Origin of the sequence: Bacillus sp. FSL K6-0069 (assembly GCF_038007785.1) — a bacterium.
Taxonomy (GTDB): Bacteria; Bacillota; Bacilli; order Bacillales; family Bacillaceae_G; genus Bacillus_A; species Bacillus_A mobilis.
Genome location: NZ_JBBOXN010000001.1, coordinates 2,289,246 through 2,315,737, shown reverse-complemented (window position 1 = coordinate 2,315,737; position 26,492 = coordinate 2,289,246). Strand labels below are relative to the sequence as shown.

General features: G+C 31.8%; 29 protein-coding genes and 1 pseudogene. 10 read left to right on the top strand and 20 right to left on the bottom strand.

Annotated elements, in window-relative coordinates; genetic code table 11:
* Positions 1 to 244: 244 nt before the first annotated feature.
* Complete coding sequence (locus MHB74_RS11835) at positions 245 to 931, bottom strand: MOSC domain-containing protein (RefSeq protein WP_061679255.1); 687 nt, start codon at positions 929 to 931, stop codon at positions 245 to 247.
* A 157-nt stretch (positions 932 to 1,088) separates the two neighbouring features.
* Here MHB74_RS11835 and MHB74_RS11830 point away from each other — a divergent pair, with 157 nt between their 5' ends.
* On the top strand, positions 1,089 to 1,991 hold the full coding sequence (locus MHB74_RS11830) for a LysR family transcriptional regulator (protein ID WP_061679256.1): 903 nt from the start codon (positions 1,089 to 1,091) through the stop codon (positions 1,989 to 1,991).
* Between the two features lie 102 nt (positions 1,992 to 2,093).
* On the opposite strand, the gene MHB74_RS11825 is transcribed toward MHB74_RS11830, so the two are convergent.
* The 3 genes from MHB74_RS11825 to MHB74_RS11815 all read right to left on the bottom strand — a co-directional run bounded on the left by MHB74_RS11825 (position 2,094) and on the right by MHB74_RS11815 (position 4,741).
* Positions 2,094 to 2,357 (bottom strand): hypothetical protein, encoded by a 264-nt coding sequence (locus tag MHB74_RS11825; RefSeq protein WP_061679257.1) that lies wholly within the window; start codon positions 2,355 to 2,357, stop codon positions 2,094 to 2,096.
* Positions 2,358 to 2,405: 48 nt separating this feature from the next.
* Positions 2,406 to 3,530, bottom strand: a complete 1,125-nt coding sequence (locus tag MHB74_RS11820) for a C45 family autoproteolytic acyltransferase/hydolase (RefSeq protein WP_061679258.1) — start codon at positions 3,528 to 3,530, stop codon at positions 2,406 to 2,408.
* Positions 3,531 to 3,697: 167 nt separating this feature from the next.
* Positions 3,698 to 4,741, bottom strand: a complete 1,044-nt coding sequence (locus MHB74_RS11815; protein WP_061679259.1) for an aspartate-semialdehyde dehydrogenase — start codon at positions 4,739 to 4,741, stop codon at positions 3,698 to 3,700.
* A gap of 105 nt (positions 4,742 to 4,846) precedes the next feature.
* Here MHB74_RS11815 and MHB74_RS11810 point away from each other — a divergent pair, with 105 nt between their 5' ends.
* Positions 4,847 to 5,737, top strand: coding sequence for a LysR family transcriptional regulator (locus MHB74_RS11810; protein ID WP_073518291.1), 891 nt, complete (start codon positions 4,847 to 4,849; stop codon positions 5,735 to 5,737).
* Positions 5,738 to 5,796: 59 nt separating this feature from the next.
* Here MHB74_RS11810 and MHB74_RS11805 read toward each other — a convergent pair whose 3' ends face one another.
* From MHB74_RS11805 to MHB74_RS11795, 3 genes are all read right to left on the bottom strand, one after another.
* Positions 5,797 to 6,402: a PRK06770 family protein gene (locus tag MHB74_RS11805; RefSeq protein WP_061679261.1), complete on the bottom strand. Its 606-nt coding sequence runs from the start codon at positions 6,400 to 6,402 to the stop codon at positions 5,797 to 5,799.
* Positions 6,403 to 6,653: 251 nt separating this feature from the next.
* On the bottom strand, positions 6,654 to 8,201 hold the full coding sequence (locus tag MHB74_RS11800) for an IS200/IS605 family accessory protein TnpB-related protein (RefSeq protein WP_340844114.1): 1,548 nt from the start codon (positions 8,199 to 8,201) through the stop codon (positions 6,654 to 6,656).
* Entirely contained in the window at positions 8,179 to 8,838 is a 660-nt protein-coding gene (locus MHB74_RS11795; RefSeq protein WP_061679053.1) for an IS607 family transposase, read from the bottom strand. The genes MHB74_RS11800 and MHB74_RS11795 overlap by 23 nt, the downstream gene beginning before the upstream one ends.
* A 294-nt stretch (positions 8,839 to 9,132) precedes the next feature.
* Between MHB74_RS11795 and MHB74_RS11790 the strand changes: the two genes are divergently transcribed.
* Positions 9,133 to 9,894, top strand: coding sequence for an arginase family protein (locus MHB74_RS11790; RefSeq protein WP_061679054.1), 762 nt, complete (start codon positions 9,133 to 9,135; stop codon positions 9,892 to 9,894).
* Positions 9,895 to 9,929: 35 nt separating this feature from the next.
* Here MHB74_RS11790 and MHB74_RS11785 read toward each other — a convergent pair whose 3' ends face one another.
* Positions 9,930 to 10,571 carry an AAA family ATPase gene (locus MHB74_RS11785; protein ID WP_061679093.1) on the bottom strand — a complete coding sequence of 214 codons (642 nt, stop codon included), beginning with the start codon at positions 10,569 to 10,571 and terminating at the stop codon, positions 9,930 to 9,932.
* Between the two features lie 17 nt (positions 10,572 to 10,588).
* Positions 10,589 to 11,476 (bottom strand): CPBP family intramembrane glutamic endopeptidase, encoded by an 888-nt coding sequence (locus MHB74_RS11780; RefSeq protein ID WP_141658076.1) that lies wholly within the window; start codon positions 11,474 to 11,476, stop codon positions 10,589 to 10,591.
* 382 nt (positions 11,477 to 11,858) lie between these two features.
* Between MHB74_RS11780 and cspD the strand changes: the two genes are divergently transcribed.
* Both cspD and MHB74_RS11770 read left to right on the top strand, forming a co-directional pair.
* Positions 11,859 to 12,062, top strand: a complete 204-nt coding sequence (gene cspD, locus MHB74_RS11775; RefSeq protein ID WP_000176365.1) for a cold-shock protein CspD — start codon at positions 11,859 to 11,861, stop codon at positions 12,060 to 12,062.
* Positions 12,063 to 12,148: 86 nt separating this feature from the next.
* Complete coding sequence (locus MHB74_RS11770) at positions 12,149 to 12,334, top strand: cold-shock protein (RefSeq protein WP_061679056.1); 186 nt, start codon at positions 12,149 to 12,151, stop codon at positions 12,332 to 12,334.
* A 38-nt stretch (positions 12,335 to 12,372) separates the two neighbouring features.
* Here MHB74_RS11770 and MHB74_RS11765 read toward each other — a convergent pair whose 3' ends face one another.
* Positions 12,373 to 12,924 (bottom strand): GNAT family N-acetyltransferase, encoded by a 552-nt coding sequence (locus MHB74_RS11765; protein WP_061679057.1) that lies wholly within the window; start codon positions 12,922 to 12,924, stop codon positions 12,373 to 12,375.
* A gap of 369 nt (positions 12,925 to 13,293) precedes the next feature.
* Here MHB74_RS11765 and MHB74_RS11760 point away from each other — a divergent pair, with 369 nt between their 5' ends.
* Positions 13,294 to 13,842: a hypothetical protein gene (locus MHB74_RS11760; protein WP_061679058.1), complete on the top strand. Its 549-nt coding sequence runs from the start codon at positions 13,294 to 13,296 to the stop codon at positions 13,840 to 13,842.
* Positions 13,843 to 13,894: 52 nt separating this feature from the next.
* On the opposite strand, the gene MHB74_RS11755 is transcribed toward MHB74_RS11760, so the two are convergent.
* The 5 genes and pseudogenes from MHB74_RS11755 to MHB74_RS11735 all read right to left on the bottom strand — a co-directional run bounded on the left by MHB74_RS11755 (position 13,895) and on the right by MHB74_RS11735 (position 18,060).
* Positions 13,895 to 15,295 carry a protoporphyrinogen oxidase gene (locus tag MHB74_RS11755; RefSeq protein WP_061679059.1) on the bottom strand — a complete coding sequence of 467 codons (1,401 nt, stop codon included), beginning with the start codon at positions 15,293 to 15,295 and terminating at the stop codon, positions 13,895 to 13,897.
* A 60-nt stretch (positions 15,296 to 15,355) separates the two neighbouring features.
* Positions 15,356 to 16,084: an alpha/beta fold hydrolase gene (locus MHB74_RS11750; RefSeq protein ID WP_061679060.1), complete on the bottom strand. Its 729-nt coding sequence runs from the start codon at positions 16,082 to 16,084 to the stop codon at positions 15,356 to 15,358.
* A gap of 115 nt (positions 16,085 to 16,199) precedes the next feature.
* Positions 16,200 to 16,349 (bottom strand): aspartyl-phosphate phosphatase Spo0E family protein, encoded by a 150-nt coding sequence (locus MHB74_RS11745; protein WP_000424361.1) that lies wholly within the window; start codon positions 16,347 to 16,349, stop codon positions 16,200 to 16,202.
* A gap of 167 nt (positions 16,350 to 16,516) precedes the next feature.
* Positions 16,517 to 17,465, bottom strand: a pseudogene (locus MHB74_RS11740) (hypothetical protein).
* Positions 17,466 to 17,499: 34 nt separating this feature from the next.
* Positions 17,500 to 18,060, bottom strand: a complete 561-nt coding sequence (locus MHB74_RS11735) for a helix-turn-helix domain-containing protein (protein ID WP_061679061.1) — start codon at positions 18,058 to 18,060, stop codon at positions 17,500 to 17,502.
* A gap of 171 nt (positions 18,061 to 18,231) precedes the next feature.
* Here MHB74_RS11735 and MHB74_RS11730 point away from each other — a divergent pair, with 171 nt between their 5' ends.
* Positions 18,232 to 19,119 carry a DMT family transporter gene (locus tag MHB74_RS11730; RefSeq protein WP_061679062.1) on the top strand — a complete coding sequence of 296 codons (888 nt, stop codon included), beginning with the start codon at positions 18,232 to 18,234 and terminating at the stop codon, positions 19,117 to 19,119.
* Positions 19,120 to 19,141: 22 nt separating this feature from the next.
* Here MHB74_RS11730 and MHB74_RS11725 read toward each other — a convergent pair whose 3' ends face one another.
* The 3 genes from MHB74_RS11725 to catA form a co-directional block, all read right to left on the bottom strand.
* Positions 19,142 to 19,654 carry a GNAT family N-acetyltransferase gene (locus MHB74_RS11725; RefSeq protein ID WP_061679063.1) on the bottom strand — a complete coding sequence of 171 codons (513 nt, stop codon included), beginning with the start codon at positions 19,652 to 19,654 and terminating at the stop codon, positions 19,142 to 19,144.
* Between the two features lie 151 nt (positions 19,655 to 19,805).
* Positions 19,806 to 20,732, bottom strand: a complete 927-nt coding sequence (locus tag MHB74_RS11720) for a GNAT family N-acetyltransferase (protein WP_061679064.1) — start codon at positions 20,730 to 20,732, stop codon at positions 19,806 to 19,808.
* Positions 20,733 to 20,951: 219 nt separating this feature from the next.
* Positions 20,952 to 21,602: a type A chloramphenicol O-acetyltransferase gene (catA, locus tag MHB74_RS11715; RefSeq protein ID WP_061679065.1), complete on the bottom strand. Its 651-nt coding sequence runs from the start codon at positions 21,600 to 21,602 to the stop codon at positions 20,952 to 20,954.
* 204 nt (positions 21,603 to 21,806) lie between these two features.
* Between catA and MHB74_RS11710 the strand changes: the two genes are divergently transcribed.
* The gene (locus MHB74_RS11710) at positions 21,807 to 21,989 is read left to right on the top strand and encodes a DUF4021 family protein (protein WP_061679066.1); all 183 of its coding nucleotides are present in this window, start codon (positions 21,807 to 21,809) and stop codon (positions 21,987 to 21,989) included.
* A gap of 45 nt (positions 21,990 to 22,034) precedes the next feature.
* Here the strand turns inward: MHB74_RS11710 and MHB74_RS11705 are convergent, their stop codons facing one another.
* Positions 22,035 to 24,266, bottom strand: a complete 2,232-nt coding sequence (locus tag MHB74_RS11705) for an MMPL family transporter (RefSeq protein ID WP_061679067.1) — start codon at positions 24,264 to 24,266, stop codon at positions 22,035 to 22,037.
* A gap of 122 nt (positions 24,267 to 24,388) precedes the next feature.
* Here MHB74_RS11705 and MHB74_RS11700 point away from each other — a divergent pair, with 122 nt between their 5' ends.
* Positions 24,389 to 25,012, top strand: coding sequence for a TetR/AcrR family transcriptional regulator (locus MHB74_RS11700; RefSeq protein ID WP_061679068.1), 624 nt, complete (start codon positions 24,389 to 24,391; stop codon positions 25,010 to 25,012).
* Between the two features lie 94 nt (positions 25,013 to 25,106).
* Here the strand turns inward: MHB74_RS11700 and MHB74_RS11695 are convergent, their stop codons facing one another.
* Complete coding sequence (locus MHB74_RS11695) at positions 25,107 to 25,514, bottom strand: GNAT family N-acetyltransferase (RefSeq protein ID WP_061679069.1); 408 nt, start codon at positions 25,512 to 25,514, stop codon at positions 25,107 to 25,109.
* A 512-nt stretch (positions 25,515 to 26,026) separates the two neighbouring features.
* On the opposite strand from MHB74_RS11695, the gene MHB74_RS11690 reads away from it, so the two are divergent.
* Positions 26,027 to 26,467, top strand: a complete 441-nt coding sequence (locus MHB74_RS11690) for a MarR family winged helix-turn-helix transcriptional regulator (protein ID WP_061679070.1) — start codon at positions 26,027 to 26,029, stop codon at positions 26,465 to 26,467.
* Positions 26,468 to 26,492: the final 25 nt, after the last annotated feature.

The following is a 26,492-nucleotide window of genomic DNA, read 5'->3' as shown; positions in this document are numbered from 1 at the left end:
TAATTCCATCAAATTAGATATAGTTGTAGAACCTGCTCTTAAAGTAATAGGTCTTACCAATCAATATACTATCATAAAATATAAAAAAAAAGTCTAATTAATTTTATGTTTTGACTATTCGAAAATAAGTCGAATAAAACAATATTAGGATTTTTGAATATTAATAAGTTTATTATATAAAAATAGTGCTTTCTAAGTCGTTTTTACTAATAGAAATGCACCATTTATAAAAAATATTTTTTTATTATTTTTTTCCTTCTAGTCTCTCCTGCGTGTTAATTTCTTCTCCCTTCATTCGCTTTTCAAATGTTCGTCTCCAACTTGTAGAAAGTGCATGAACATCTAAAATCCTTTTTAATCCTTCTATATTTTGTTTTTCCTTATGCATGATACGATTAGCAAATGCCACTGTTACACCTTTCGGATCAGACTTCAGTAACTTTAACGTATCAACAGGTGATACCCATCCTTCTTTTAATACGCGAAAATAAAATCCTGTATATCCTGTTTCTTGAAAATACAGTGGCAACTTTGGAATATTGTATTTCTTAGCTAATTTAAAACAAGGTTGCCTTGGCTGTGTTACTTGTACAATTGCTTCTCCAATTTGAAATGTATCACCAATACAAACATCCTCTTCACGCATATCACTAATTGTTATATTTTCTCCGAATGCTCCATACACAAGGTCTTGATTCAACTCTTTTTCCCAATATCCATAATGTTCTCCGGAATATACGCACACCGCTTTATCTACTCCGCCATGATGAACTAAATCCGCCTGTCCATCCCCATTAAATTTTACAAAAGATAAAAACACCGCTTCCTTTACTTGTTTCTTATTTATACCTGTATGAATTACCTTTCCTCCGTATGTAACTTCTTTTGGTAACCCTATATTTAAAGATAATAATTGATATTCATTAGCCATTCTATTTCCTCCTTTAAAGGTGTTACATGAATTTTCTCACTCAATTTATATTCGCACTATCTCTGTTATATAAAGATGATTATAAAACCCGAAAAATTATTGTTCAATCCTATTATTTATATAATAATGATAGGTATAACCTATCATTAAACTTGAGGTGATCCCAATCGAATTACGACAACTTGAATACTTTTTAGCTGTTTCAAAAGAATTACATTTCACAAAAGCAGCTGAGAAATTAAATATTTCACAGCCTTCTCTAAGTCAGCAAATACGTGCATTAGAACATGAAATAGGAATGCCGCTTTTCGATCGCATTGGTAAAAAGATATCTTTAACTGACGCAGGAAGGATTTTATTATTACATAGTAAAACCATTTTTCATGAAGTTGAACAAGCTCGTTCCGCCATTCAAGACTTAAACGGATTACAGCAAGGTTCCTTAACAATAGGATCTTTGTTAACCGTCGTAAATTACTTACTACCACCAGCTATTTTTAATTTTAATCATTTATATCCAAATATAGAGCTTTCTGTATTAGGGCTTCGTACAGGAGATATTCGCGAAAAATTATTACAAAACGAACTAGATATTGGCATTACATTTCTCCCGGTGCAAGATAAAGAAATTATTTCTATCCCGCTATACAAAAGCGAACTTACATTAGTCGTACCAACCGGTCATAAATTAGCTGCATGTAATCATGTATCTATTGCCGAATTACAGAGCTATCCTTTAATTCTTTTACCTAAAAATTTCTTTTTAACCGAACTAATTACATCTCATTGTCAAAAATTTAACTTTAAACCAAAACCAATTTTAGAAATTAGTACGATGGAATCTTTAATCCAAATGGTTTCAAAAGGAATGGGAATTACCGTATTACCAAAACCGTATATAGACTTTTTACAAAATAAAAACATTCAAGCTATTAAAATAGAAAATCCTACTCCAACTATAGAAATAGGGCTTATTTATAGAAAAGATAAATATATGTGTGCTGCAACTCGAGAATTTATTGAGCAACTAAAAAGTACAGTACGTTCTTTACAAAGCTAAACGAACAAAAGAGATTATCCTATAAAACCGTTTCACAACGCTCTAGTAGAATAATCTCTTTTCAAAACAAAATACAATATAACTTTTAAACTCAAATAAATTTCAATGTACCTTTTTAGATATTGGAATATATTTCGTAAAATATGCCCCCACTAGTAATAAAACAATTGAAATTAACCAAATAAAAATACCGCCAAAGTTAAACCAATATGCAAGCAAATTTAAGATTGCTAGTGTAAAGAAACAAATTAAAGTTAACGCACTCTTCAATCCTTTTACCCCTGCTTTTTTTCTTTTTTCATAAGTAATATACATTGAAACGGCAATAAATAAGATAAGAACAATCGGTAACATAACTTTTAGCAATGGCAATCCCTCCCGTATATACATCTTGCTATTACCATTTTATCTCATTTATTCTTTTGGAATCAATTTATTATGCTCTTCTCTCCAAAAATCAGCATATGTTTTATTTTCAAATTTCACATTCACCTTAGAAAAAGGTAGACTATCTCCAACTTTCAATGAGTACCAGTCGTTTAAAATTGGAGATCCGAAGCAAATATTCATTGTACGATTATGTAAATCAAATAAGACAGAATGCAAAGTTCCAAACCATTCTTCATAATTATGTACTGTCAGCCCAGTAGGATACTCTTTTTCTACTAAACCTTTTAAAGATTCCATACTCACTTGTTCATTTCGGTTTAAATGATCATACAATGTGTGATATCTGTTTGTAGATTGTTCTAATCTTCTATTATTCAATTTTTGAATAGGCACACTAATCGCATGGTTTGTTGATACGATAAAATCATGACTTTCCTCCTCAATTGTGGTTATTGATTTATATCCGTCAAATATTTCAATACGCGCTGCGTCTAGAGGATCCGCTACAATTAGATTGACATTACTTGCAATTGGCATTTCATCTATTAGTAATTTCGCCTCCTGCACACTTTTACATTTCTCCAATAATACTCGAATTACCGCAAAACATTGTAAACCATTTAACACCGGCTTTCGTAAGCCTTCAATATTCCCTACTGGTTGACCACATGCTGAAAATGTAACAGCTAACCCATGTTCATTAACACCTTCTGTTCGACCAAAATAAAAAGTAGAAAATCCACTATGAGCATATGCGCCTTCAACATGTGTTGAGCAAAAACGCATATCATCTATTTTTGGCGACAAATCATAGTTTCTTAATACATATGTGTGCTTTGAATCTGTCTTTTTAGGTAATACGACACAATGACTACATCCTGCTTTTAATAATGTTTGATAATAATACATCATATGTTTAGAAGGAATTTTCAATACTTCACAAAAACCTTCAATTTCTTCATTAATTCCAGGACAATATTGATTTAATATATTTCTAGATTCCGTCCAATAGTTTTCTGATACTAAATGTTCTTGTTGTATAAATTGTGGAATGAGATACGGATGACTTTTCACAAACTCTCCTTGTTTCCTTCCAATATCATAATGACTTCCTTTTAATGATGAAAAGTACCCCTTTACTTCATACATCATATTTCCCCCTCTCATTGATTATATCCATATCATACCAAATGGATTTTAATCATTCTTGATGTTTTTTACTGTCTTTCAAATCAAATTTGGCTGGAATAAAGAAAACAATTATAAAATAAAAATTAGGAAACTGTAATCATTAACAGTTTCCTAATTTACCTATACTATATTATCCCCTCTTCCACCAACGTTTCTGCAATTTGAACTGAATTCCAAGCGGCACCTTTTAATAAATTATCGGCAACGATCCAAAGATGGAAACCTTTTGGTGTATCTGGATCTTTTCTAATTCTCCCAACAAATGTATCTATTTTCCCTTCTGCATATAATGGCATTGGATACAACTGTTCACTAGGATTATCTTGTAATATAACACCTGATGCACCCCGCAACACTGCTCTTATTTCTGCGACAGTTGCTTCTTTTTCAAGTTCAATATAAACCGATTCTGAATGCCCTGAAACAACTGGAACACGCACACAAGTAGCTGCCATTTTTAAATTGGGATCTTCTAAAATTTTCTTCGTCTCTTGAACCATTTTTACTTCTTCAAATGTGAAATCATTATCTGTGAATATATCTACTTGTGGCAGTACATTAAACGCAATTGGATAATGTATTTTATCTTTTTTCACGGGCAGTATAGCACTTTCCACTTCTTCACCTGCAAGCATTGACTTAGCCTGTTCTTTCAATTCATGAATCGCATGAATTCCTGATCCTGATACAGCTTGATATGTTGAAACGATAATTCGTTCCAATCCGAATGCTTCTCGAATTGGCTGAAGTGCCGTCACCATCTGTAATGCTGAACAATTCGGAACTGCAATGATACCGTTATGTTCCTTTAAAGTGTGCGCATTTACTTCTGGAACAACGAGCGGTACATCGTGAGCCATTCGGTATTCACTCGTGTTGTCAATTACGATTGCACCACTAGACACTGCATGATTAACAAATCGTTTAGAGACTTCTCCTCCAGCGCTAAAAAAGGCAATATCTACCCCTTCAAAACTAGTTGTTTTTGCCTCTTGTATCATTATCTCTCGTCCTTGAAACTGCACTACCTTACCAGCGGATCGTTTTGACGAAAGCAATGTAACTTCAACTATATTAAATTTAGTTTCTTTCTCTAACAGTTCAATAATTTTCTGCCCAACTGCACCTGTAGCACCCACAACAGCTACATGATAGCCCTTTTCAATCATCTTTTCTCCTCCAATACCACTTGAATGAATATTTCTACAATTTTATTTTATAAAGTATTTAACCATTTGGAAAATTGAAATACGTGATATAATCATTCACAAATCATGATAATAAAAGAGGGATTGTTTATGGAAATGAGACATGTTAAAACATTTTGTGCGATTGTTAAGTATGGCAGTTTTTCTAAAGCTGCTCAAGCATTAGGGTATGCGCAATCCACTATAACAGCGCATATGAAAGCATTAGAGAACGATTTACATCTCCCTCTTTTTGATCGATTAGGGAAAAAAGTTCTTCTTACAAAAGCAGGTCATCAATTTCACCCTTATGCCCTAGAATTACTAGCTATTTATGAAAAAGCACAAGAAATCCCTCAAAATAGTGATCATTTAAAGGGAACACTTAGTATTACATCTAACGAATCATTAGCAGTGTACCGATTACCACAATTATTACGTGCTTACAAACAGGAAAATCCGAAAGTAAATATCGTACTGGAAACAACTACAAACGAACATGCAATGAATAAGCTACGTGAAGGAGAAACAGATGTTATTTTCATAATTGGAGAAAGTATGGAGCATAATGATTTTATTACGCGTACTTTTTGTAATGAATCATTTGGATGGATTTTACCTCCCCACTACTCTACGCACTCTAATCCATTTTGTTTATTAAAGGATACCCAGTTTATCTTTACAGAGCAAAGCTGTGGCTATAGACCAATGGTAGATCGTTTTTTACGTCAAAGCGGGAATATTCCAGCTAAAACATTTGAAACTTCCAACGTTGAAGTCATTAAACAATCTGTCATGTGTGAGTTAGGAATTTCAATTCTTCCTTACATCGTTGTACAAGAAAGTTGTCAAAAAGAGCAACTCTGTTTTCAGCCTATCGAAACGCCAGCAGTTATTCAAAGCCATGTAATCTATCATAAATCCAGATGGATTTCACCCGTTTTACAATCGTTTCTTTCCTTACTAGAGAAAAACTAAAAAGTGCACACAAAAAAGAGTAACTGCCTAATAAGCACTTACTCTCTTCCAATGTTATCTTATTTATTATTCTGTCCCCCGCCTGCAATTAATTTACTGCCTGAATACGTACCTTTTTGCATAAACAATTGATTGATTAATTCTTTTTGTTCCGCTTCTGACAGTACTCCTTTCCCTTCGCCTAAATTCCCGCTTTGTAATTTCCAAATCTTATTGTGATCCGCGTCCATCTTTTCATATTTCCCTTGTTTCCATCTCTCTAAAATGTCTGCATATGTATTTCCTTGTACTCGATCATTACTCTTTACAATATCAAGTAAACTTTCAATACGTTCTTGTGTGATAAAAATATAACCCCACTTTTGATCAGCTTTCGTTTTTTGATGTGCCATTTCATGTAAAGCTGTCTGTATGTTCTCATCTGTCCACTTGAAATTTTTATTAAAGCCGCTATTTGGTAATGAATGATTGCCATTTTCTAAAAGCTTTGCATCTTCAGCTTTTACATTACTATCAGCTAGTACCTCTGCCGCTGGAGCAGCTGGTGATGCCTTTTTAGCAGCTGGTTTACTATTATTCAGATAATACAGCATACCATATGTTACACCTACTCCGATTACCGCCATACCAGCTATTATACCTATTATTTTAAATAATGTTTTCATCTTGCTTGTTTCCTGGTTTAAAATTCTTATAAAAATCTATAAATTGTTGGCGAACCAAGTCAAATGCCAACTACCGAAAAGGAATCTCACCTTTTTCCTGTCCGTAAGGGTTGTGACCTTTTCATCCACCTATTGTGAAAGAATGACGGCAGGTTCCTGTTAGGAACGATCTTTTCTTGCATACTACCATTCATCCAAGTCAGTAAGTATGCAAGAGGTTATAAGAAATAAACCAGTACCCCCTTTCTTATTTAAATTTTACATACGAATTGTTGATTGCTCATATAAACAGTTTTGTAAAGAATGCTCCACAATTTCCAATTGTGATATTCTTTCCACGTTTGAATTGTTTGTAACCATTTTTTATATACTTTTTGCGTATTCTTTTTACTTTCTTCCATGGAAGCAACAAGAATACGCAGTTTTGTTGTAATTTGGTTTTTTAATAATAATATAATCTCTTTTGGTAATTGTTCTTGCAATTCTAATCCACGTCTTGCGATCGTGAAGGCGGCTGCTTCATGAACGCTAATACCGAAATTTTTACTGTATTTTAATTTTCCGATCAGACTTGTATAAGCGGGGTTTACTGTTTTAACAGAAAATCCGTTACGAAGAGCCATACGAATTAAACTGTTCAACATCTTTTTATACGTAAATTGATGGAAATTACGATTACTGTATTTATCAGTATCATGAGATTGTTGAAACTTTAAATCTTCTAAAACAATTCCACCTACATTGTTTTCCAATAACCATGTTTTAATTTGTTGTACAATTTGTCCAATTATCGTTGTGCGTTTGTTTGTTGAAAACACATTCAGATTGTGTAGATAAAAAATTTTTGAACCTTTAAAATTACCTTGTTTTGTACATAAACTAACTGCAATGCGGTCCGGATTTACATCAATTCCTGCAATTACATCTAATTGTGGTGTTTCCTTGAAATCTAGTACACGACCTATTTCTGTTTCATCAAACGTAATATTTACATAAAATTCATTTTGTTTACGAATGATTTCTACACTATATTTTTGATGCTCTATAATCGGTTTTCCTTTTGGATTTACACCGATTTGCTTTCCCATAACGACATTTGTGATTTGATGATAAAAATGATATGGAATGATAATCGGAACTTTGATTCGTGGGCTTTTTGTTTTTCCATTTGTTCGTCCTAATGGATTTGCAATTTCTAACCATCCTTGTCCATAGTCATCAACTGTAATGCGCATGTTCAAATTCCCTTTTTTGCTTTTATCTCCACGAGAATATAATTGTCGTGTCCGCAAATCTTTCCATTCTTGATTGGATATCTTGTTTTTCATTCTTTCGTAGAAATTTTTCCGCCCACCAAAAATAATAGGAGGTACTGTTTTATTTTTAATATGTTTTGCATACGTTTCAATTCTTTGTTCTAATTTTTGTTTTCGTTTTCTTAAACCAATTAAACAAGTTTCTAATGAAACTTGTTTAATTCTTTTTTTGCCGCGTTCATAATCATCTATTTTTTGTAACGTCTTTTCTAACTTTTTTTGATTGTTTTCTAGGTAAACAGGAAGAAGTTCTTTTTGAGAGAAAAGGATTGTTTGCGCTTGTAAAATCGCATCTTCACAAAAACGTTTATTTAACAAATATTTAGGTTGTAGTTTTTTTATCAATTCTTTCTCGTTTTCGCCCTCAATCAAACAATTAAAACTATATCGTTTTGCACTTTCGAACGTACGAATCAAAGTAATTAAAGCTTCCGTTTGTTCTTTTGTAATAGAATTGATTTTACAAGTACGTGTTGTTTTCATCCTTTTCACCCTTTTCTAATACGGATTTTATTGTATTTTCTAATTTTCTACCTCCTCTTTTTCCGTGAATTTTTGCAGAAAAACAGGTTGTAATCGCTATAAGATCTTCCACTAATTCGGCTTCTTCGTTTTTTTCAATGTGTTCTATGCAATATAATATGTTTACCCCTAAATCTTTTAAATAAGATTCAATATAAGAAAAACCGAACCTAGCTAATCTATTTTTGTATCCAATCAAAATAACAGAAGGTGACTTTTCTTTACAATCTCTCAACATTGTTTGAAATCCTTTTCTGTTTTCGTTTAATCCACTTGCGATATCTCTATAAATACCTGTGATTTTGTATCCTTTTTCAACTGCGAATGTAGTTAATCGTTGTAATTGTCTATCTAAATTACCGCTTTCAAGTTGTTTTTTTGTAGATACTCTTCCATATATAAATACATCATTTGTTTCTGTTTTTGAATGTGTTTCACTTTTCTTTTGAAATGCCACAATTTTTTCAAGATCATATATTCGATGACCTTTTAGTGTTCTATCCGCAATAAAAACACCTTCTTTATACCAATTTCGTAAAGTTTGTTGCGTTTTTCCTAATATGTTTGCAGCTTTCCCAATTGAAATATAATTTTTCATTTTCATCACCTGAAAATATGATATGTTGAATTTTGTAAAATATAAAACCTGTAATTGTAAATTTTTATAGTTTTTTATAGATTTTTATTTACTGTTATTTCCTCCCACGTATCCCATTTCATATTTTCTATTTCCAGAGCCACATACATATTTCCTTATATTATATTTCTTTTCTTTGTTAATTGAAAGATTATTCTGTCAAAACAGCCTGTGTAATTCAATTCCAACTCTAAGCATTTCATTTTTCATTTATAAAAATATATGCTAGCCTACATATAAAGGAGATGAATAAATATGAGTTTATTGTATAGCGGTTTAACTTTTTTGAACTTTGATGATACATATTCATTACAAAATAAACTTCATTCTTATTCACATGAAGATATTGATTTTAGTCATTTAGAGCACTCAAATGTGTATTGCGAGACTCCCTCTTTAATGCGAATAAAACGAGAATTATATTGTAGAAAGCAAAAAGGAATCACTTTTATCGGTTCTGGAAATTATCATTATGTATCTTATTTACTACTAAAAGAAATAGATGAGCCATTTACCCTTATTTTATTTGATCATCACACTGACATGAACTTAAAAGAAGAACATGAACATACTCCTATTTCTTGCGGGTCATGGGTATCATTCGCTCTTCAAAATAACCCGAAATTAAAGAAAGTAATTATTATTGGACCTTCTTCTTTAACAATACATTCTAATGATTATTCATGCGTAGAGATGTTCCCGATAGATACGTCAAATGAAGTATCTACTCATACAATACTTTCACATATTCATACAAACACTATATATGTAAGCATTGATAAAGATGTTTTAGATTCAAAAGTAACTATTACAAATTGGGATCAAGGACATATGAAACTCTCTTCACTTTTAAAATATATTCATGCTCTTATTAGAGATAAAAATGTCTATGGTATTGATATTTGCGGTGAACTACCTGTTTATCCTTCTCAGCTTTTTCTAACTAAATATACAAATGCCATTAAGAAAAATGAAGAAGCAAACTTACAAATTTTAAAATCAATTTATAATACATAAAAAACAACGAGCACCTTATAAGGCACTCGTTGTTTTTATGCACGTTGTTCTTTTAACCACTTCGTAATCATATCTAACCTCGAAATATCAAAACGGCTCTCTTCAGACACATTTAAATTGTTTAAACTTTTCACAATTGCTAATTCATTCGATTTTACACTTTTCGCATCAATCATTTTGCAATACCCGTCTGTAACAGCATTTAAATTTTCATAATAACGTTGAAACGATTTTGATATTTGTAAATGTTTTTCAAAGTTTCTTCTTCTTTTTGTCTCGTCAGATTCTTTCCGTTTTCTAAGTTCTTCATCATTCGTATATAAATAAAAATATTGATCAGGAAAACCAATCTCCCCATGTATCAGCTTTTCTTTATAAAAGTTTTCTATTAAAGATAACGGCTGATTAAATACATCAAAATGGAAACACCAATTATAACTAAGTGGCTGATAAATATCACCATCAAGTATTACTAATTCATACTGCTCTGACTTCTGCACTGCTATTTCCCAGCGCTCTACTTGTTTTTCAAAATACCAGGTTGTATGCTCATTTTTTGGTCTTTCAAATAAAAAATTCACTTCAGGTATAATATAAGCACCATAATTTTTTTCTAACTCACGACAAGTGCTGCTCTTACCAACAGCACTTGCTCCCTCAAACGCTATAATCCCCATTGTTTCTCCCACTTTCATTAACTTAAATCTCTTTGCTTCGCTTTTTTCCCCCATAACTGTCTCCATAATACAGTTGAAGCGATAGAAAGCATGATTGTTGTTATGATACTCCCCTCAATTCCAAACGAGCCTCCATGAAGGAATTCCGATCCGTTTGTTACAGGTTTAAAGAGTGGCGTAGAATACATCGTCATTCCACTTACTGCAAAGCCATAAATATTAAACTGTGCCCAATTCCACAACGAATGCCACGCGCATATCCCCCAAAGACTACTGTCCTTCAAAACATAAAAAGCTGCAAATACACCAACTAATATTATATTCGAAATTGAAAGAATTGTAATACCTGGATTTAGTAAATGAAGAAAGCCAAATAAGAAAGAAGTTACAACAACTCCGATCCATATACGGCTTCTAACAGAAAGGACTGGAAATAACCAACCTCGAACAACTATTTCTTCTGTGGCACCTTGTATTAAAAAAGCAACTAAAGACCCCACAATTCCAAATATGGCGGTTGGTGTAATTTGTTGCATTTGTAGTTGTACATTTCCAGTTAATAAAAGGAGCATGACTGGTATTGAAATGAAAACAAACCCTATTAATGCACCTCTCAAATATTTTCTTATCCACTCGTTTCTCCAAAAACCAATAGATGAAATTGATCTTTTTTCTACGAATCTAATCCATAAAAAAACAAAAAATATAGCACCGCCAAACGTCAATATCATCTCAATATCGCTATAAATCGCCTTCATTAAAAGTGATTCTGCTTTCGGTAAGAACAACATAAATAACATGAACAATTCACCTAAAGTTAAAAATACAATTGCAAGTATTACAGCGAATATTGGATGAACTTTTTTTCTTCCTTCTTTGGCTGCTTCAATTATTTTAAATTGCAATATTCTCGCCTCCTTAACAAATACATCAACACTATTCTTATACTTTATATCGTTTTCCTAACACAAATTTCCAATAAAAATATTCAATGTTTAGCATAAACCCAAATTTGGAATAATATATAAATAAAAGAGATGACTTTGTGCGTTTTACTATTATCACCAAGATTATTCACTGGTATTACCAGCACTTGCTATTTCCCACCATTTGTTGTAAGATAGTAATTAAGGTCAATTTAACACTATATTTTCTTTGCATATTATCAAGTATCAATCTGGAACATTTTGTACTCCTTATGGGTTTTTGATAATATGTGAACTTTTATTTTTCATTCAAATAAGGCCGATCATATTGTAATCTTTTTAAATTTTAGGAGGCATTACCATGACATTAACAGGTAAAGTAAAATGGTTTAACAGCGAAAAAGGTTTCGGTTTCATCGAAGTTGCAGACGGTAACGACGTATTCGTTCACTTCTCAGCTATCACTGGCGACGGCTTCAAATCTCTTGACGAAGGTCAAGAAGTTAGCTTCGAAGTTGAAGACGGTAACCGTGGACCTCAAGCTAAAAACGTTGTAAAGCTATAATTCAAACAATAAAAAGGTTGTTACCAGCTCGGTTAACAACCTTTTTAATATATAACTAAAATTTTTTACATAAAAGGAGTGGTTATATGTATCGCAATCGAAAGAACGATGTAGCAGAGGTACCACCAGAACAAACGCCTGTTTGGGAATGTGAAGCAGATGATTGTTTAGGATGGATGAGAAAGAACTTTTCATTTGAAGAAGAGCCTAAATGCCCTTTATGTAAAAGTAGCATGAAAAGCGGAGAACGTTTATTACCTAAATTAGGTTAATTTTTACTTAACCCCTCTTTTATAAGAGGGGTTTTTTATTATAAATTTATATTCTCTACATCCGTTCGAACTATAGAATACAATAGTGCATCATGTTGCTTATTTCCTTGATGAATGTATCCACGTAATAACCCTTCCTTATGAAAGCCTATTTTAGATAACATTTTACAAGAAGTAACATTTTCAGGATATGTAATAGCTCCAATTCTAAATAAACCTAAATCTTGAAATCCATAATGGATAATTTCTTGTGCCGCTTCTGACGCATAACCATTCCCCCAATAACGAGGATGTAAGTCATAGCCAATTTCAGATCGTTTACTCCATAGTTGTAAATTATTTAATCCTATTGTACCTACTAAAGTATTTGTTTCTTTTAATACAATCCCCCATCGTATCGCCTTTTTCTCGAAGTAATTTTTTGAAAAAGATTCAATCATACGTGAAGCTTGTCCAAACTCTGTAAAAGAATTCATACCGTAATAACATGTTACTTCATCCAATGAAAAAATTTCATATATTTTTTGACAATAAGATTGTTCTATTTCAACTAAACGTAAACGTTCTGTTTCTAATATAGGAAATGCCACAGGATCACTCCTTTCTTTCTACACATTCATTATAGCAGAAAAAGTATTTGTAATTAGGAAAGTCCTTAATGTCCCATTAATCAAATATTTCTAGAGAAGCTTATCCTCTTAATTCAATACGAACTAAGAGTAACCCTTCTGACTTTTACATGAATAGAAAAAATAAAGAGATGATCAAAGCGCTATGATCATCTCTTTATTCTCTATTTTTAAAATGAATTTTTTCATTTCCATCACTTCACTCAAAATAATATGTCTAATAATTTCGATTCCGTACTCACTTTTCCCTTCTAAAACAACACCCTTCCCCATACATTTATGGTAAAATATAGTTAACGTCATATTATATTGTGGAGGTGTAAATGTTCTATGTATATATTCATCGGCTTGTCCCTCTTACTCATATTACTCATTTTTTTATTCGCAAAAAAGTTCGCTCCAAACTCATTTATGATGACTAGTTTTAAAGGCAATAGCTTTAAAACTTTTTCAATCGGCATTTTAATCGCAGCCACTCTTTCTCTTTCATATGGAATCTATCAAGCAGCAACATATCAACCTAAACATTTAGATATCACACTACAAAATCAAAACTTTACTGTTTTCGGTAATGTTGGAGAGGTTGGATATTTCTCAGAAGAATTACTAAAAAAAGATACAGAAGTTGAACTATATTTCGCCTCTTGGAAACCAATGCAATTAAATAACCCAGAAATAATAGTAAATTATCCTTCCGGTAAACAGGAAACATGGAAACCGAACATAACATTCATTCCGGCCAATAAATTAAAAGAACAACATAATATAAAAGAACTCTATCAACTCTCATCATATTCATTTAAAGAATCCGGGAACATAACCTTAACAATTACTGAGAATAATACAACAAATAAAAAGGTCTCAATTCAAGTAAAATAAATAAAATGTCCCTCCAACATAACGGAGGGACATTTTATTTATATATGTATTATTAATTTGACGGTTCATGCAATGTTGCCATTATTTCATTTGCAGTGTTCTTTCCATTTCCAATACATGCGCCAATTCCGACACCGTAATATGACGCACCAGCTAAGTATACATTAGGATAAAGATCCGTCATTTTTTCTTGTAATGTTTCAACCGCTTGATTATGTTCTAAATGATATTTCGGCATTAAATCTTTCCAATTTGTAACTTCAACTACTTCTGGTTCACCTTTAATTCCGAGACTCTTTTCAATATCATATAAAGCGACTCTTACTAATTCTTCTTCACTATAATTTTGAATCGTTTCATATACTGGATTGGTACTCTTATAAAACATTCTTACTAATAGCTTTTGTTTTCCAGATGTATGTTTCCACTTCCGGCTTGTCCATGTACAAGCATCACAATGTAAATCACTGTTTTCCGTTACGATAAATCCCGTGCCGTCCGCCGGTAATTGTTCATCTAGTATGTCAAATCCTAAGTAAATACTTATAAGAGATGAGTTTTTAAATGTATGAAATTGCTCGTTTAACTCATTAGACTGTAATAAAGATTCTGCGATATTATGCGGAGCTGCTACAACAACATAATCAGCTTGGATGGATTCATGATTCGCAAAGGCGATTTCATAACGATCACCTTGTTTCCTTAGAGCTGTCGTTACAGCACCTTTCTTAACAACAGTCTCAGTCAGCACTTCTTCTAAACGATTAATAATCGTAGATAGTCCACCTTTAAATGATACGAACTTTTTGTTTCCGGCTGACTGAAACTGTTTTTTATTCTCTTCAAAACCTTTAATAATACTTCCATATTTATTTTTATAATCCAGTAAATACGGTAATGTCGATGCCATAGTAAGTTCATTCAATTTACCGGAATATACACCTGAAAGCACTGGGGCAATTTGTCTTTCCACTAATTCTTTCCCTAAAAAGCTTTCTAAAAATACAGCAAGTGAAGTATCTTTTGTAAACTCTTTATTTTTTGTTATAAAATCTTTTAAAGCAACAATTTTTCCTTTCGTTGATACTAGCGTACTGCTGAACAATGACTCGACACTCATCGGTATCCCAAATATAGTGTCAGAAGGAATTGGATGTAAAGTATTATCAGAATATATGTAAGAAATACCCGTTTCGTTATATACCATTTGTTCTTCTAAATTTAAATCTTTTACAAGTGGCATAACATGTTCATTACGAGCAACGATAGAATCTGCTCCTGATTCCATAATAAAATCTTTTTCTTCTACACTATGGATTTTACCGCCTAAATACTTTTCTTTTTCTACAAGGATTAAATTTAAATCAATATTATAATCCTTTTTAAATTTTTCTAAATAAAACATAGTAGAAAGTCCCGTTATACCTCCACCGATAACAACAACTGTTTTCATATGTGCTGCGCTCCTAACCGATACAATTAATAATTCCTTTATTATTATACCCAAAAGTCCTTATATTCGACTAGCAGCTTGTGCATTCTGTAAGAAATTAGACAATATATTCGAATAGATTTCCGGTTGATCATTATGCACTAAATGACCAGCAAACGGAATTACAGCAATATGTATATTGTGGTTTAATTGTTTGAATGTTGTAGCAGCTGTAACTTCATCTTCTGAATCTCCCCCAGCAATACAAAGTGTAGGTACTTGAAGATTAGCTACATTACCTGTTTCATCAAATGGATACCAATCTTTAACTTGCCACGACTCCAGCAATGCTTTCCAATCACTTTTTTCATGAATTTGATTCATATAAGTTACAACTTCTTCATTTTCCATCAACTGCTGATGACACTTCGCTTCATACTCCTGAGACTCCTCCCAATTTTCTCTCTTAACCGGAAAGATACCTGAAAAACTTAATGTTCTCACTCTATCTGGATAGTTTTTTGCAAATAATAAAGCGACTAATCCTCCTAAGGAAACACCAGCTATATGACATCTATCAATTTGTAAATGCAATAACGTATCATGTACATCCTTTGCAGAAAGTAAGAAATAATTCTCCAATGTCCCCCCTGACTTTCCATGCCCTCTTAAATCAGGACGAATCACTTGATAATTTTTTTCTTGAAAAAATGCTACCTGCTCTTCGAATTCCACTAAACCTGTCATACCTCCAGAATGTAAAAGCACAATTGGTTCTCCTACACCTGAAATGTGCGTATGTAATATCATTCATGTCTCCCCCTTTCAAATTGAATATTCTATTAATTAACAGTATATAGAATTTATATCTGAATTTCCAAATAAAAAAGAACTAAAACATTTTCAAATCATGTCATAGTTCTTTTTATTTTAAAAACATAAAGTAATTAATTAATTTGTCTATTTCTTGACTTAATGCCAATACTTTTTCATGTTGAATACCGTAATCCGATACTAAATATAAAAGTTCTTCTTTCTTTATTTCAATGACTTTTTCCAATTTCACTAATTCCATGTCGTTTTACTTCTCTCTCCAATACTAAAATGTATGTATTTTAGTATAGCCTATTTACATAATTAGTAAAAGTAAAATACGCATGTAAAATCTTACAAATTCCAAAATAATATATTTTCAACAAAGAAATTTTAATTTTAGCCCTTTATACAGATTATTAGATTCCATTATGTATTAATAATAAATCGGAATTTCTCTAATGTTATATCTTTATATTTTGGAGCTCTCTTAATATGATCAAAATAACTATATGAGAATTTAAAGATATGCCCAAAATCCCAGTCAAATGCACCATAGTCTTTTAGCCAAAATTGATTTTCTGTTGGTAATATATGAGCACGTTTAGATTCGACTAAAGGTAAACAATCTATTGGTGAGTGTAAAGTTATTTCACTATTTGACGTTAAGTTTTGACTAGCACGTAATACATATACTAGTTTTAACAGCGGACGTACCCCTCGTTGGAACATATCTCTATGACCTAAGTCGTACATAATATTAATTGCATGAGAAAAAGTAAGTAAATGACCAATTAAGTCATGGTGTGCTTCTGCTCTATAAATAATATTAAATTGCGAAAGCTCTTTTAAAATAAACGTAGATAATTGTTCTGGATTTCTTAATTCACTTTCTATCTCTTCTTTTATACTTAATTGTTTTACTTCCTTTGTTGTAAATCCAATCCACGATCTACCAGGAATTGTTTTTCGAAACGAAAATATAAGGTTAGTAATCCCTTCAATCTCTTGATTATCGCCCCCATTTTTGTAACTCTTTTATAGCTAATAGACTTAATGCAGCATAAATGACATTATGCCCCACCCAATGAAGTTCATCTATTGTTTGTTCCAATGATTTTATAATCATTCTTTCAGCACTTTGAAAATCAATTTCTTCTTTACTATCAATAATTTCACATATATTATGCTTGTTCAGCATCCTCTTTGTTTGGGAATACATATTACGAGTTATTTCTTTTTCCATATTATTATCTTTTATGAAAAAATAACTAGCAATTGCAGCTGCTCCGAAATGCGCATGCCAAATATCATTTGTTTGTCTTTTACATTGAGCAATAATTGAAAGGCCACCTTTTAAAACAGTTTTATTTTCCATCTTTTTATCCCCCGTAATAAAAATCACTTTATACTCATCCTAAAGATGGTGTCAATACAAATAAAATATGATTGGATTCATCACTTTTATTCAAAAAACGATGTTTCACATTTGGCGGAATACGTACAACATCGCCTTCTTCTAAAAAATATTCTTTTCCTTCTAACTCCACATACACTTCTCCTTTCATGACAACAGCAATCTCTTCCTTATCTTCATGTGAATAATGACTTTCCGTTGTTTTTGCTTGTTTATTTAAATCCATCATTAACATTTCAATACGAGCTTTCATAAAATCCGGTGTTAATACATCATATACAATGTGATCATTGTTTTCCCGATATACTTTTTTCCGATCTCTTTTCTTAGAGATAAGTGAATCTGTATCGATTTCATTAATAAAAAGTGTAAATAATGGTACATTTAATGCTTTCGCAATTAATTCCAATACACTTAAAGAAGGATTCGCATGTCCTCTTTCAATTTGACTAATTAGTGACGTGCTAATCCCTGCATAATCAGCAAATTCACGAATTGTCATATTATTTTTCTTACGATAATTTAATACAGTTTGTCCGAGTCTATCATGGATCATAGTAAAAACTTCCTTTCGTCCATCATATTGCATCTTTCGCTGTCTTTGTGCTGACATAGTAAACAAAAGCAAATAATCCTTTCCTATCGTCTTAGGGACTTATATACTTACTTTTGTACATTATATCGTATTAAGTTTATTATAATAAACATTTTATCGGAGGGACAAACTGTGAAATCACCTATTCTTTCATATTGCATCTTATTTTTCGGCGTATTCGCCCTATCAACTTCAGCGATTTTTGTAAAATTAGCAGATGCTCCTGCGGCTATCGTTGCTTTTTATCGATTATTTTTTGCTGCACTGATTCTATTACCGTTATTACTATTTAATAAAAATAATCGAAACGAGCTAAAAACAGTAACAAGAAGACAATGGGGATTCGGATTCATATCCGGGCTATTTTTAGCTGCACATTATGTACTATGGTTTGAATCATTACAATATACTTCTGTAGCAAGTTCTACAGTTATCGTAACGTTACAACCTTTATTTTCAATGATTGGTGGTTACTTTCTATTTAAAGAGAGATTTACGAAAGGAGCGGTTACTGGTTGCCTCATCGCTATTTCAGGAAGTGTCGTCATCGGATGGCAAGACTTCCAAATTAGCGGAGAAGCATTATACGGAGATATTTTAGCATTTATTGCGGCCGGAATTATTACCGCTTATTTTTTCATTAGCCAACATGTTCGTAAAGATTTATCACTTATACCGTATTCAGTAATTAGTTATGGAAGTAGCGCCTGTTTTCTCGGTATATTTGCTTACATGCAGCAAAAATCTTTCCTCCATTACTCTACGCAAACTTGGGTATGCTTTATTGGCTTAGCTTTCATTGCAACGATTTTAGGGCAAACAATTTTTAATTGGTTATTAAAATGGATGAGTGCTACTGTAATATCTATGAGTATTTTAGGAGAAACGATTGGAACTTGTATACTAGCGTACTTTATATTAAATGAGACCATTTCTATACAACAAGCACTAGGTATTTCAATTATTTTCATTGGTCTAGCATTATTTTTATTACAACCAAACTCTAATAAAAAAGCATGACATGATACTGTCATGCTTTTCACTATTCATTATGTACGATTAAACCATCAGGTCTAAAACGACTCATCATAATTTCATTTATAAACTTTCCGTGAGCCTTCAAATTCCCTATCTTTACTCCCTCTTCCACAAATCCGAATTTTTCATATAGTGACTTCGCTTTAGGATTCGTTTCTAAAACACCAAGCTCTACTCGCTCTAACATTAACCAATTATCAGCTAAATCAAGCATTTTTGTAAGAAGTGCTTTTCCAATACCCTTATTATGATATTCACTATCTACCCCTATAAATAAATCACCCGAATGAGATCTACGTCCCGGGCTTTGGGTTAACCCAACAAATCCAACAACTTCCCCATCATACTCTGCAACAAATTCAAATTGATTTGGCGCTAAATTTCGAATTCTATTTTCCATTGCATCTACACGCATGCTTGGTAAGAAAACCATATAAGGTAAAACATCATCTTGTATACATATACGATGAATAGCTCTAGCATCTTGCATTTCTACCGCTCTTACTTTGATCCCCATATCTACTCTCCTCCATATCCATAACAATACATATTCATTCTAGAACCCTGGGTGAAAGCCCTTCTCTTCTGTATTTCTTTATGTTATTTTTACATAATTATTTCAGTATAGTGTCTGATTTACGAACACCTTACCTACACCGAATTACAGGTTAACTTTTTATTTTATTATATAACTCAAGTAGATTTTCAATTAGAATACCATTTATTTTCATACCAGTTATATCACAATTTTCTATTTCAATATTTTTCAGATTACTATTACTAATCGTACTACCTTCTAAATCACATCTTTTAAATAAAATAGGATGTTTATCTTCTCCAAGACTTGTATCTTTAAATTGAACTCCACCTAAAGTCACAAAATTAAATTTACCACCAGAAAGATTTAAATCTGCAAATAAAGAGCTTTTAAAATTTATATTTCTAAACTTAGATTGACTTACATTACAATTACTCATATTCATATGCATTATATTACTCCCAACAAATGAACTGTTTTTTGCATTCACTTGATAATACTCTGTATTTGCTAGATTACAGTTTTCGTATTGGCTATTTTTCATATCTTTATTCTTCATTAGGTTCCCTTCAACCGACTCTACAGTTATTCTTTTTACATAACAATACTCATCTTCAGATTTAAAAATTATTTCATAGCCCATTTTTTTATAAAAATGATGATTATTACGTTGTCTACTAGATGTTTCGAGATCCCAAATCCTTATACTTGGATATTCCTCTTCTATTAATTTAATAACTTTTGATCCAATTCCTTTTCTTTGATAAACAGGCTCTACAAAAATACGATCAATTCGACCATATGACTTACCTGAGATCGTAACTATAATTCCCCCGATTATTTGTCCACCCATTATCACTTTGTAACAATCCAATTCTTCAATCGAATATTTCATCATTTCAACTGAAGAATAACCTGGTGGTTGGATGTTATAGTCAATTACATCACCTTGACCGCATAGCCATCGTTTTGCTTCTTCATCAAATGTTCTTGCCATTATTTCTGTTAACTTTACAGCATCTAAAATTATAGCTTTTTCTATAGAAATTATCGTCATTTTATTTTCCCCTTCATTGTTACAGGATAATAAGTTTTGCGAGTGATATAGTTATAAAATAAGGAAAATTAAAATTAATCACTTTATTTACTATTAAACTACATATCAACCCATATTATCCACTAATACTTAGTATTAATGGATAAAAAAGAGAACATGCTATATAAACATGTTCTCTCTTTTATTCATTTTCAATTGTGTATAATTAAAGATTAGATATTACTTAAGCCACTCGTTACAACTATTACTTAACTTCTGTAAATCCTCTATAAATCGACTCGCATGATACCCATCACAAACCGAATGATGAACTTGCAATGAAACTGGTAGCATAACCTTATTCTCTTCATTAAAATATTTCCCACAAGTTATAATCGGTAATAGAAAATCACCATCATTAGTAATATTTAGATTAAATCCAGTAAAACTAGCCCAAGGTATGCTAGAAATCGGAAAAACATTTGATGGAATATTTTCTTTCGTGAAGAGACCATGAGCACTAGCATAGCACCTCATATCCTCTTCGTAGTTTTTATAGAAAATGTGAAAATCACTAGAATAATCCGTCCATATACTTGAAAAAGATTTATCATCTTTATGGAAGATTGTATAACTTGGTATCATTTGCTCCCAATATCCTAAAACTCCTTCATCGTTAAAACATGTTCGAAATTCTTTATGATTATTTATTACTCTAGAAATTAAATATATAAAAACGGGATAAAATTTTATTCTCTTTTGATGTAATTCCTTTAATAACCTCGTAATATCAACATTCACAGTCATACTAAACGTACATTTCAACTTTAAATAATGTGTAAAATACTGCTCTCTATTCCAATTATCTCTGTCAATTATATAAAAACTCATTTTAATAGCCTCCTAAAATTTCATTTCATTTTATTTTAGAAGGCTAACTTTCTTGTTCTCACCACAACTTTTCACTCCTTACAATTTAAAATTATCCTCAAGTTTTTATATAATTATATAACATCTGCAAAAATCCATTCACATATTTCTAGAAATACATCCACATACTATACATAAATCAAATGAAATTCGGAGGATGCATACATGAATAATAAAAATATAAATAAAAAAGAAAATGTCACCGAAAACGCTATACCTATTCAAAATGATAATTCTGCAAATCTTAATATCGAAGAACAAGCAATGAATGGCTTATATGGAATGCCAGAAACTGCTATTGAAGATGCTGATCATGCTGTAACTGATGATTTGAATTCAAAAAATTAATAAACTACATAAGAAAGCCAAGGAAAATATCCTTGGCTTTCTTAACTATGCATCCACCTTTTGTACTTCTTCACTCTTTCTTGAAAGCTTTCCTGGCCAAAAAGCAAAGCGTCCTAGAACAACTGTAATTGCTGGTACAAGTAACGGTCTTACGATAAACGTATCTAGTAATACTCCAATTGCAGTTACAATACCAAATTGAACTAGAACTTGAATTGGCAGTGTACCTAATACTGCAAAAGTTCCTGCTAAAATTAAACCTGCGGATGTAATGACACTACCTGTTTGTATAACGCCATTTTTTACTGCATCCAGGTGATTTTGTGTCTTTCTGTTTTTCCATATTTCTGAAACCATAAAAATATTATAATCTTCACCTAAAGCAACTAAAAATACGAATGCATACAACGGTATCGCACCTTGAATGGCCGGCGCTCCCATACCGAAGTGAAGTAATATCCATCCTGCGCCTAATGCTGAGAAGAACGATAAAACAACAGTTACAATTAAATAAATCATCGCGACAATTGATCGTAAGTAAACAAGTAACAATAAAGCTATAATACTAATCATTACTGGAATGATAACTGCTTCATCACGTTCTGTAATTTGCTTTGTATCGTATAATGACGCCGTTTCTCCGCCAATCCACAATTGATCTTCAGCATTACTAATCTCTGCATTTTTCAATACTTTTTCTACACTGTTTTTCAATTTAGGGATTTGATCTAACGCTTCAATTGAGTATGGATTTTCAGCTAAAGAAACCTCATACATTTGTATTTGCTTATTTTCTTTACCCTCTTTTGGGTCTTTCACAGTTTTTACGAAAGAAAACTTCTCTAGTTCTTCTTTAATAGGAAGCTCTTTTCCTTTCGTATCAACAACAACTTTTACTGGCGCTAGTTCGCCAGCTGAGAAATGATCACTAATTAACGTAAATCCTTCACGTGAAGGCATATCTTTTGGGAACGATTCTAATAAGTCATATGTGTATTGAATACGTGGTACAAATGATGCCAATCCACCTAATACAAATACAGTAAGCATAATTATTGTCCACGGTCTTCGTACTACAACATCTCCAAGTTTTTTACTAAAGGTACCTTTTGATTTTTTAACTTTTACGACTTTCTTTTTCTTTCTTGCAAATTCTTCATTCATTGAAGCTGTTCTCGGTATAAATGGGAAGAATGCAGCTCTACCAAAAATTAATAAAAACGCTGGCAAAATCGTTAAAGCAGCAATTCCCATTATGAATACAGCCACACTAAATGGCACTGCAAATCGATGAAAGGCACCATACTGAGCAAGTAATAATGTTCCTAATCCAAGTACAACAGTTAACGCACTCATTATAATTGCTCCGCCAGAAGCTTTAATTGCAAGTTGTAATGCCTTATATTTACTTTCTTCTTCTAGCAAGTACTCTCGATATCTTGAAATTAAAAATAAGCAATAGTCCGTTCCAGCACCAAACAATAATACTGTCATGATTGATATTGCCTGAGCATCTACTTTAATCCATCCGTGATCAGCTAAAAAACCAAGAGTCGGACTAATAATACCGTATGCAAAGCCAACAACAAGTAAAGGTAAAATTGCTAAAATTGGTGAACGGTACAGTAAAATTAATAGGACTAATACGAGTAGTACAGTTGCAATTAATAATTTCACATCTGCTTGACTAAATAAACTAACTGCATCCGTTTGAATACCTACAGGTCCAGATAATCGAACATGTAAACCAGAATCACTTATTTTTTGTCTAAATGGATCTACATCCACCTTACTATTCACTATGTTTCTTAAATCTTCTAGATTTCCTTTTAATATATCTGTTCCAGCCGACTTATTAAAGAATACTGGTGTAACAAATGATGTACCATCTTTTGATGCACTTTTTGATAATACTTGTTCCGGGATTGTGTCAAATGGTGGTAATGTTGATTGCTCCTTTAAAGGACTAGCTTTTAACTCTTTATAAACGTCTTGTATGAGTTTATAATCCTGTGACTGTAATCCACCATCTCTATACCATACTACTAACAAAGGATTCCCTGCATTATTCGGAAACTCTTTTTTCATAATTGCTTCCGCTTGCTGTGACATAGCTGTTTCAGGTAAATTTTTTGGATTCGGTTCTTTCGTACTGTTTACTTGTGGCAACGTAAATGAAAGTACTAATGTAATAAGAATCCATACCGATAAAGTTATCCATTGCGTATGCTTCCCTGCTACAAGCCTCCCTAACATATGTAACGGGTGCTTTTTCATAAAAACCCACCTTCCTTTTCTCCTTCAATATTAATTATATATACTGGTCGGTTAATTAATCAAGAATGAATAAAAATTTATGTTATAATTATCTCAATAATACATGTCAGGAGCGAATGGATTTGGAACAAAAACAACGTCCTCTTGGAAGGCCTCGTCAAAATAAAAATACAAAATCTAAAAAAGAAATGATTTTAGAAGTTGCAACTCGGTTATTTCTTACTCAAAATTATCAAATTGTTTCTATGGATGAAGTTGCGAAAGTTTGTGGTGTTACGAAAGCAACCGTCTACTATTACTATTCAACGAAAGCCGATTTATTTACCGCTACTATGCTTCAAATGATGATACGTATACGAGAGAATATGCACCAAATACTCTCTACAAATAAAAACTTGGAAGAAAGATTATTGGACTTCGCTAAAGTTTACTTACACGCAACGATGGATATTGATATGAAGAATTTTATGAAAGATGCAAAACTATCATTATCTGAAGAGCAATTGAAAGAATTAAAAGACGCTGAAGATAGCATGTATGAAGTATTGGAAAAAGCACTCGATAATGCAATGCAGATTGGAGAAATACCGAAAGGAAACGCTACATTTGCTGCTCATGCTTTCGTATCTTTATTATCAATTGCGAATTTTAAAGATGAAAATCACAATCCTATTATTGCTAATATAGATGAATTAGCACAAGAAATCGTTTCTTTTTATTGGAACGGATTAAGCCATTCATATTAAACTGATTTACTTTAATAAAAGAGCATGTTTGAATTTTTTCAAACATGCTCTTTTATTAAAAAATATATAAATAAACCAAAAAGAAGAAGCCCCACTATCTTATTATATGTTTTGTCATTCCAACAGAAAATGCCTCAAATCCTATAGATTCATAATAAGATTGCAATTTTTCCACACACATAAGTTGGGGAATAACCTTGTTTTGTTCACAGTGCCGGATTAATCGCTTTACTATTTCTTTTCCGATACCTATGGACTGATACTCTGGCAATACACAAACACCACAAATAACACCCGTAATTACACCATCCGATATAATACGCCCCATCCCTACTAATTTCTTATCATCAAAAGCATACATTGCATACCAACTTTGTTTACACATTTGTTCTAACTCGTTAACCGTTAATTGAAGCGAATTCCATCCTAAAGATTCATATAACGCTAATAATCCATTGAAATCTGTCGGTTGTTCCATTGTGTAATTTATACTATTATTCATGTGAATACTCCTTATTTTCTCGTTTGTACTGCATAAAATTATCCTTAATATGAAATTAACTTAAACAAACTTCCATAAGAACAATATAATTCCTTCTCAACATAAAATAAAAAGAAGTTAACTTCTTTTATATAAATCTATCATTATTTTATCAACCAAAAATCATACAGCTACAAACGATCAGGACAAACAAAACTAATAAACTGTTTGAGAAATAACCCATAGAATTTTACCCCTTTATTTCAATATGTTAAAGATTTTACCATAAAATTATTTACAACATAATAACTGAAAAAGACATTGCATGCATTACTTATTTGTATTTAGTAATATTTCCTTTCCGGTCATACTCTCCTCTCCTAAAAGCATCGCTTCTGCTCTTCTATTTCAATTCGTATAGTTAAAAAACAAAATTATAGTAAACTTTAATTTACTATAATCGATTAAATTATTTGTTTTATTATTAAAATAGTAATAAAATAGTTACTAAATACATAAAGGAAGCGAAAATGATGGCCCAAAACGAATTATTAAACGAATACATGAATTTGTTATTAAATATGTCAGGTACTTTCAAATTATTATCGGAAAAATCATCTGAATTTACACATATAGAGCAACACGTAGTGGAATATATCGCACAACAAAAGGTGCCTGTAAATTTAAAAATGATTGCTAGTTATTTAAACATCCCTAAACAACAATTAAGCGTAACAGTTCGCAATTTAGAACTAAACGGATATATTATAAAAAAACAAGATACGGTAGACAAAAGAGCTATACTCATTTCTCTGACAGAAAAAGCTGAAAAGGTACATTATGAGAGATGGAAACAAATATATAATAATTTCACTCATAATCTTGAGAAACTAAGTGAAGAAGATCAACGTGATTTAACTTACGGATTGTATAAAACAAATAAAATGCTCTCAAAAATGCTAAATAACGATTAAAAATACAAATAATTTTTCATTACAC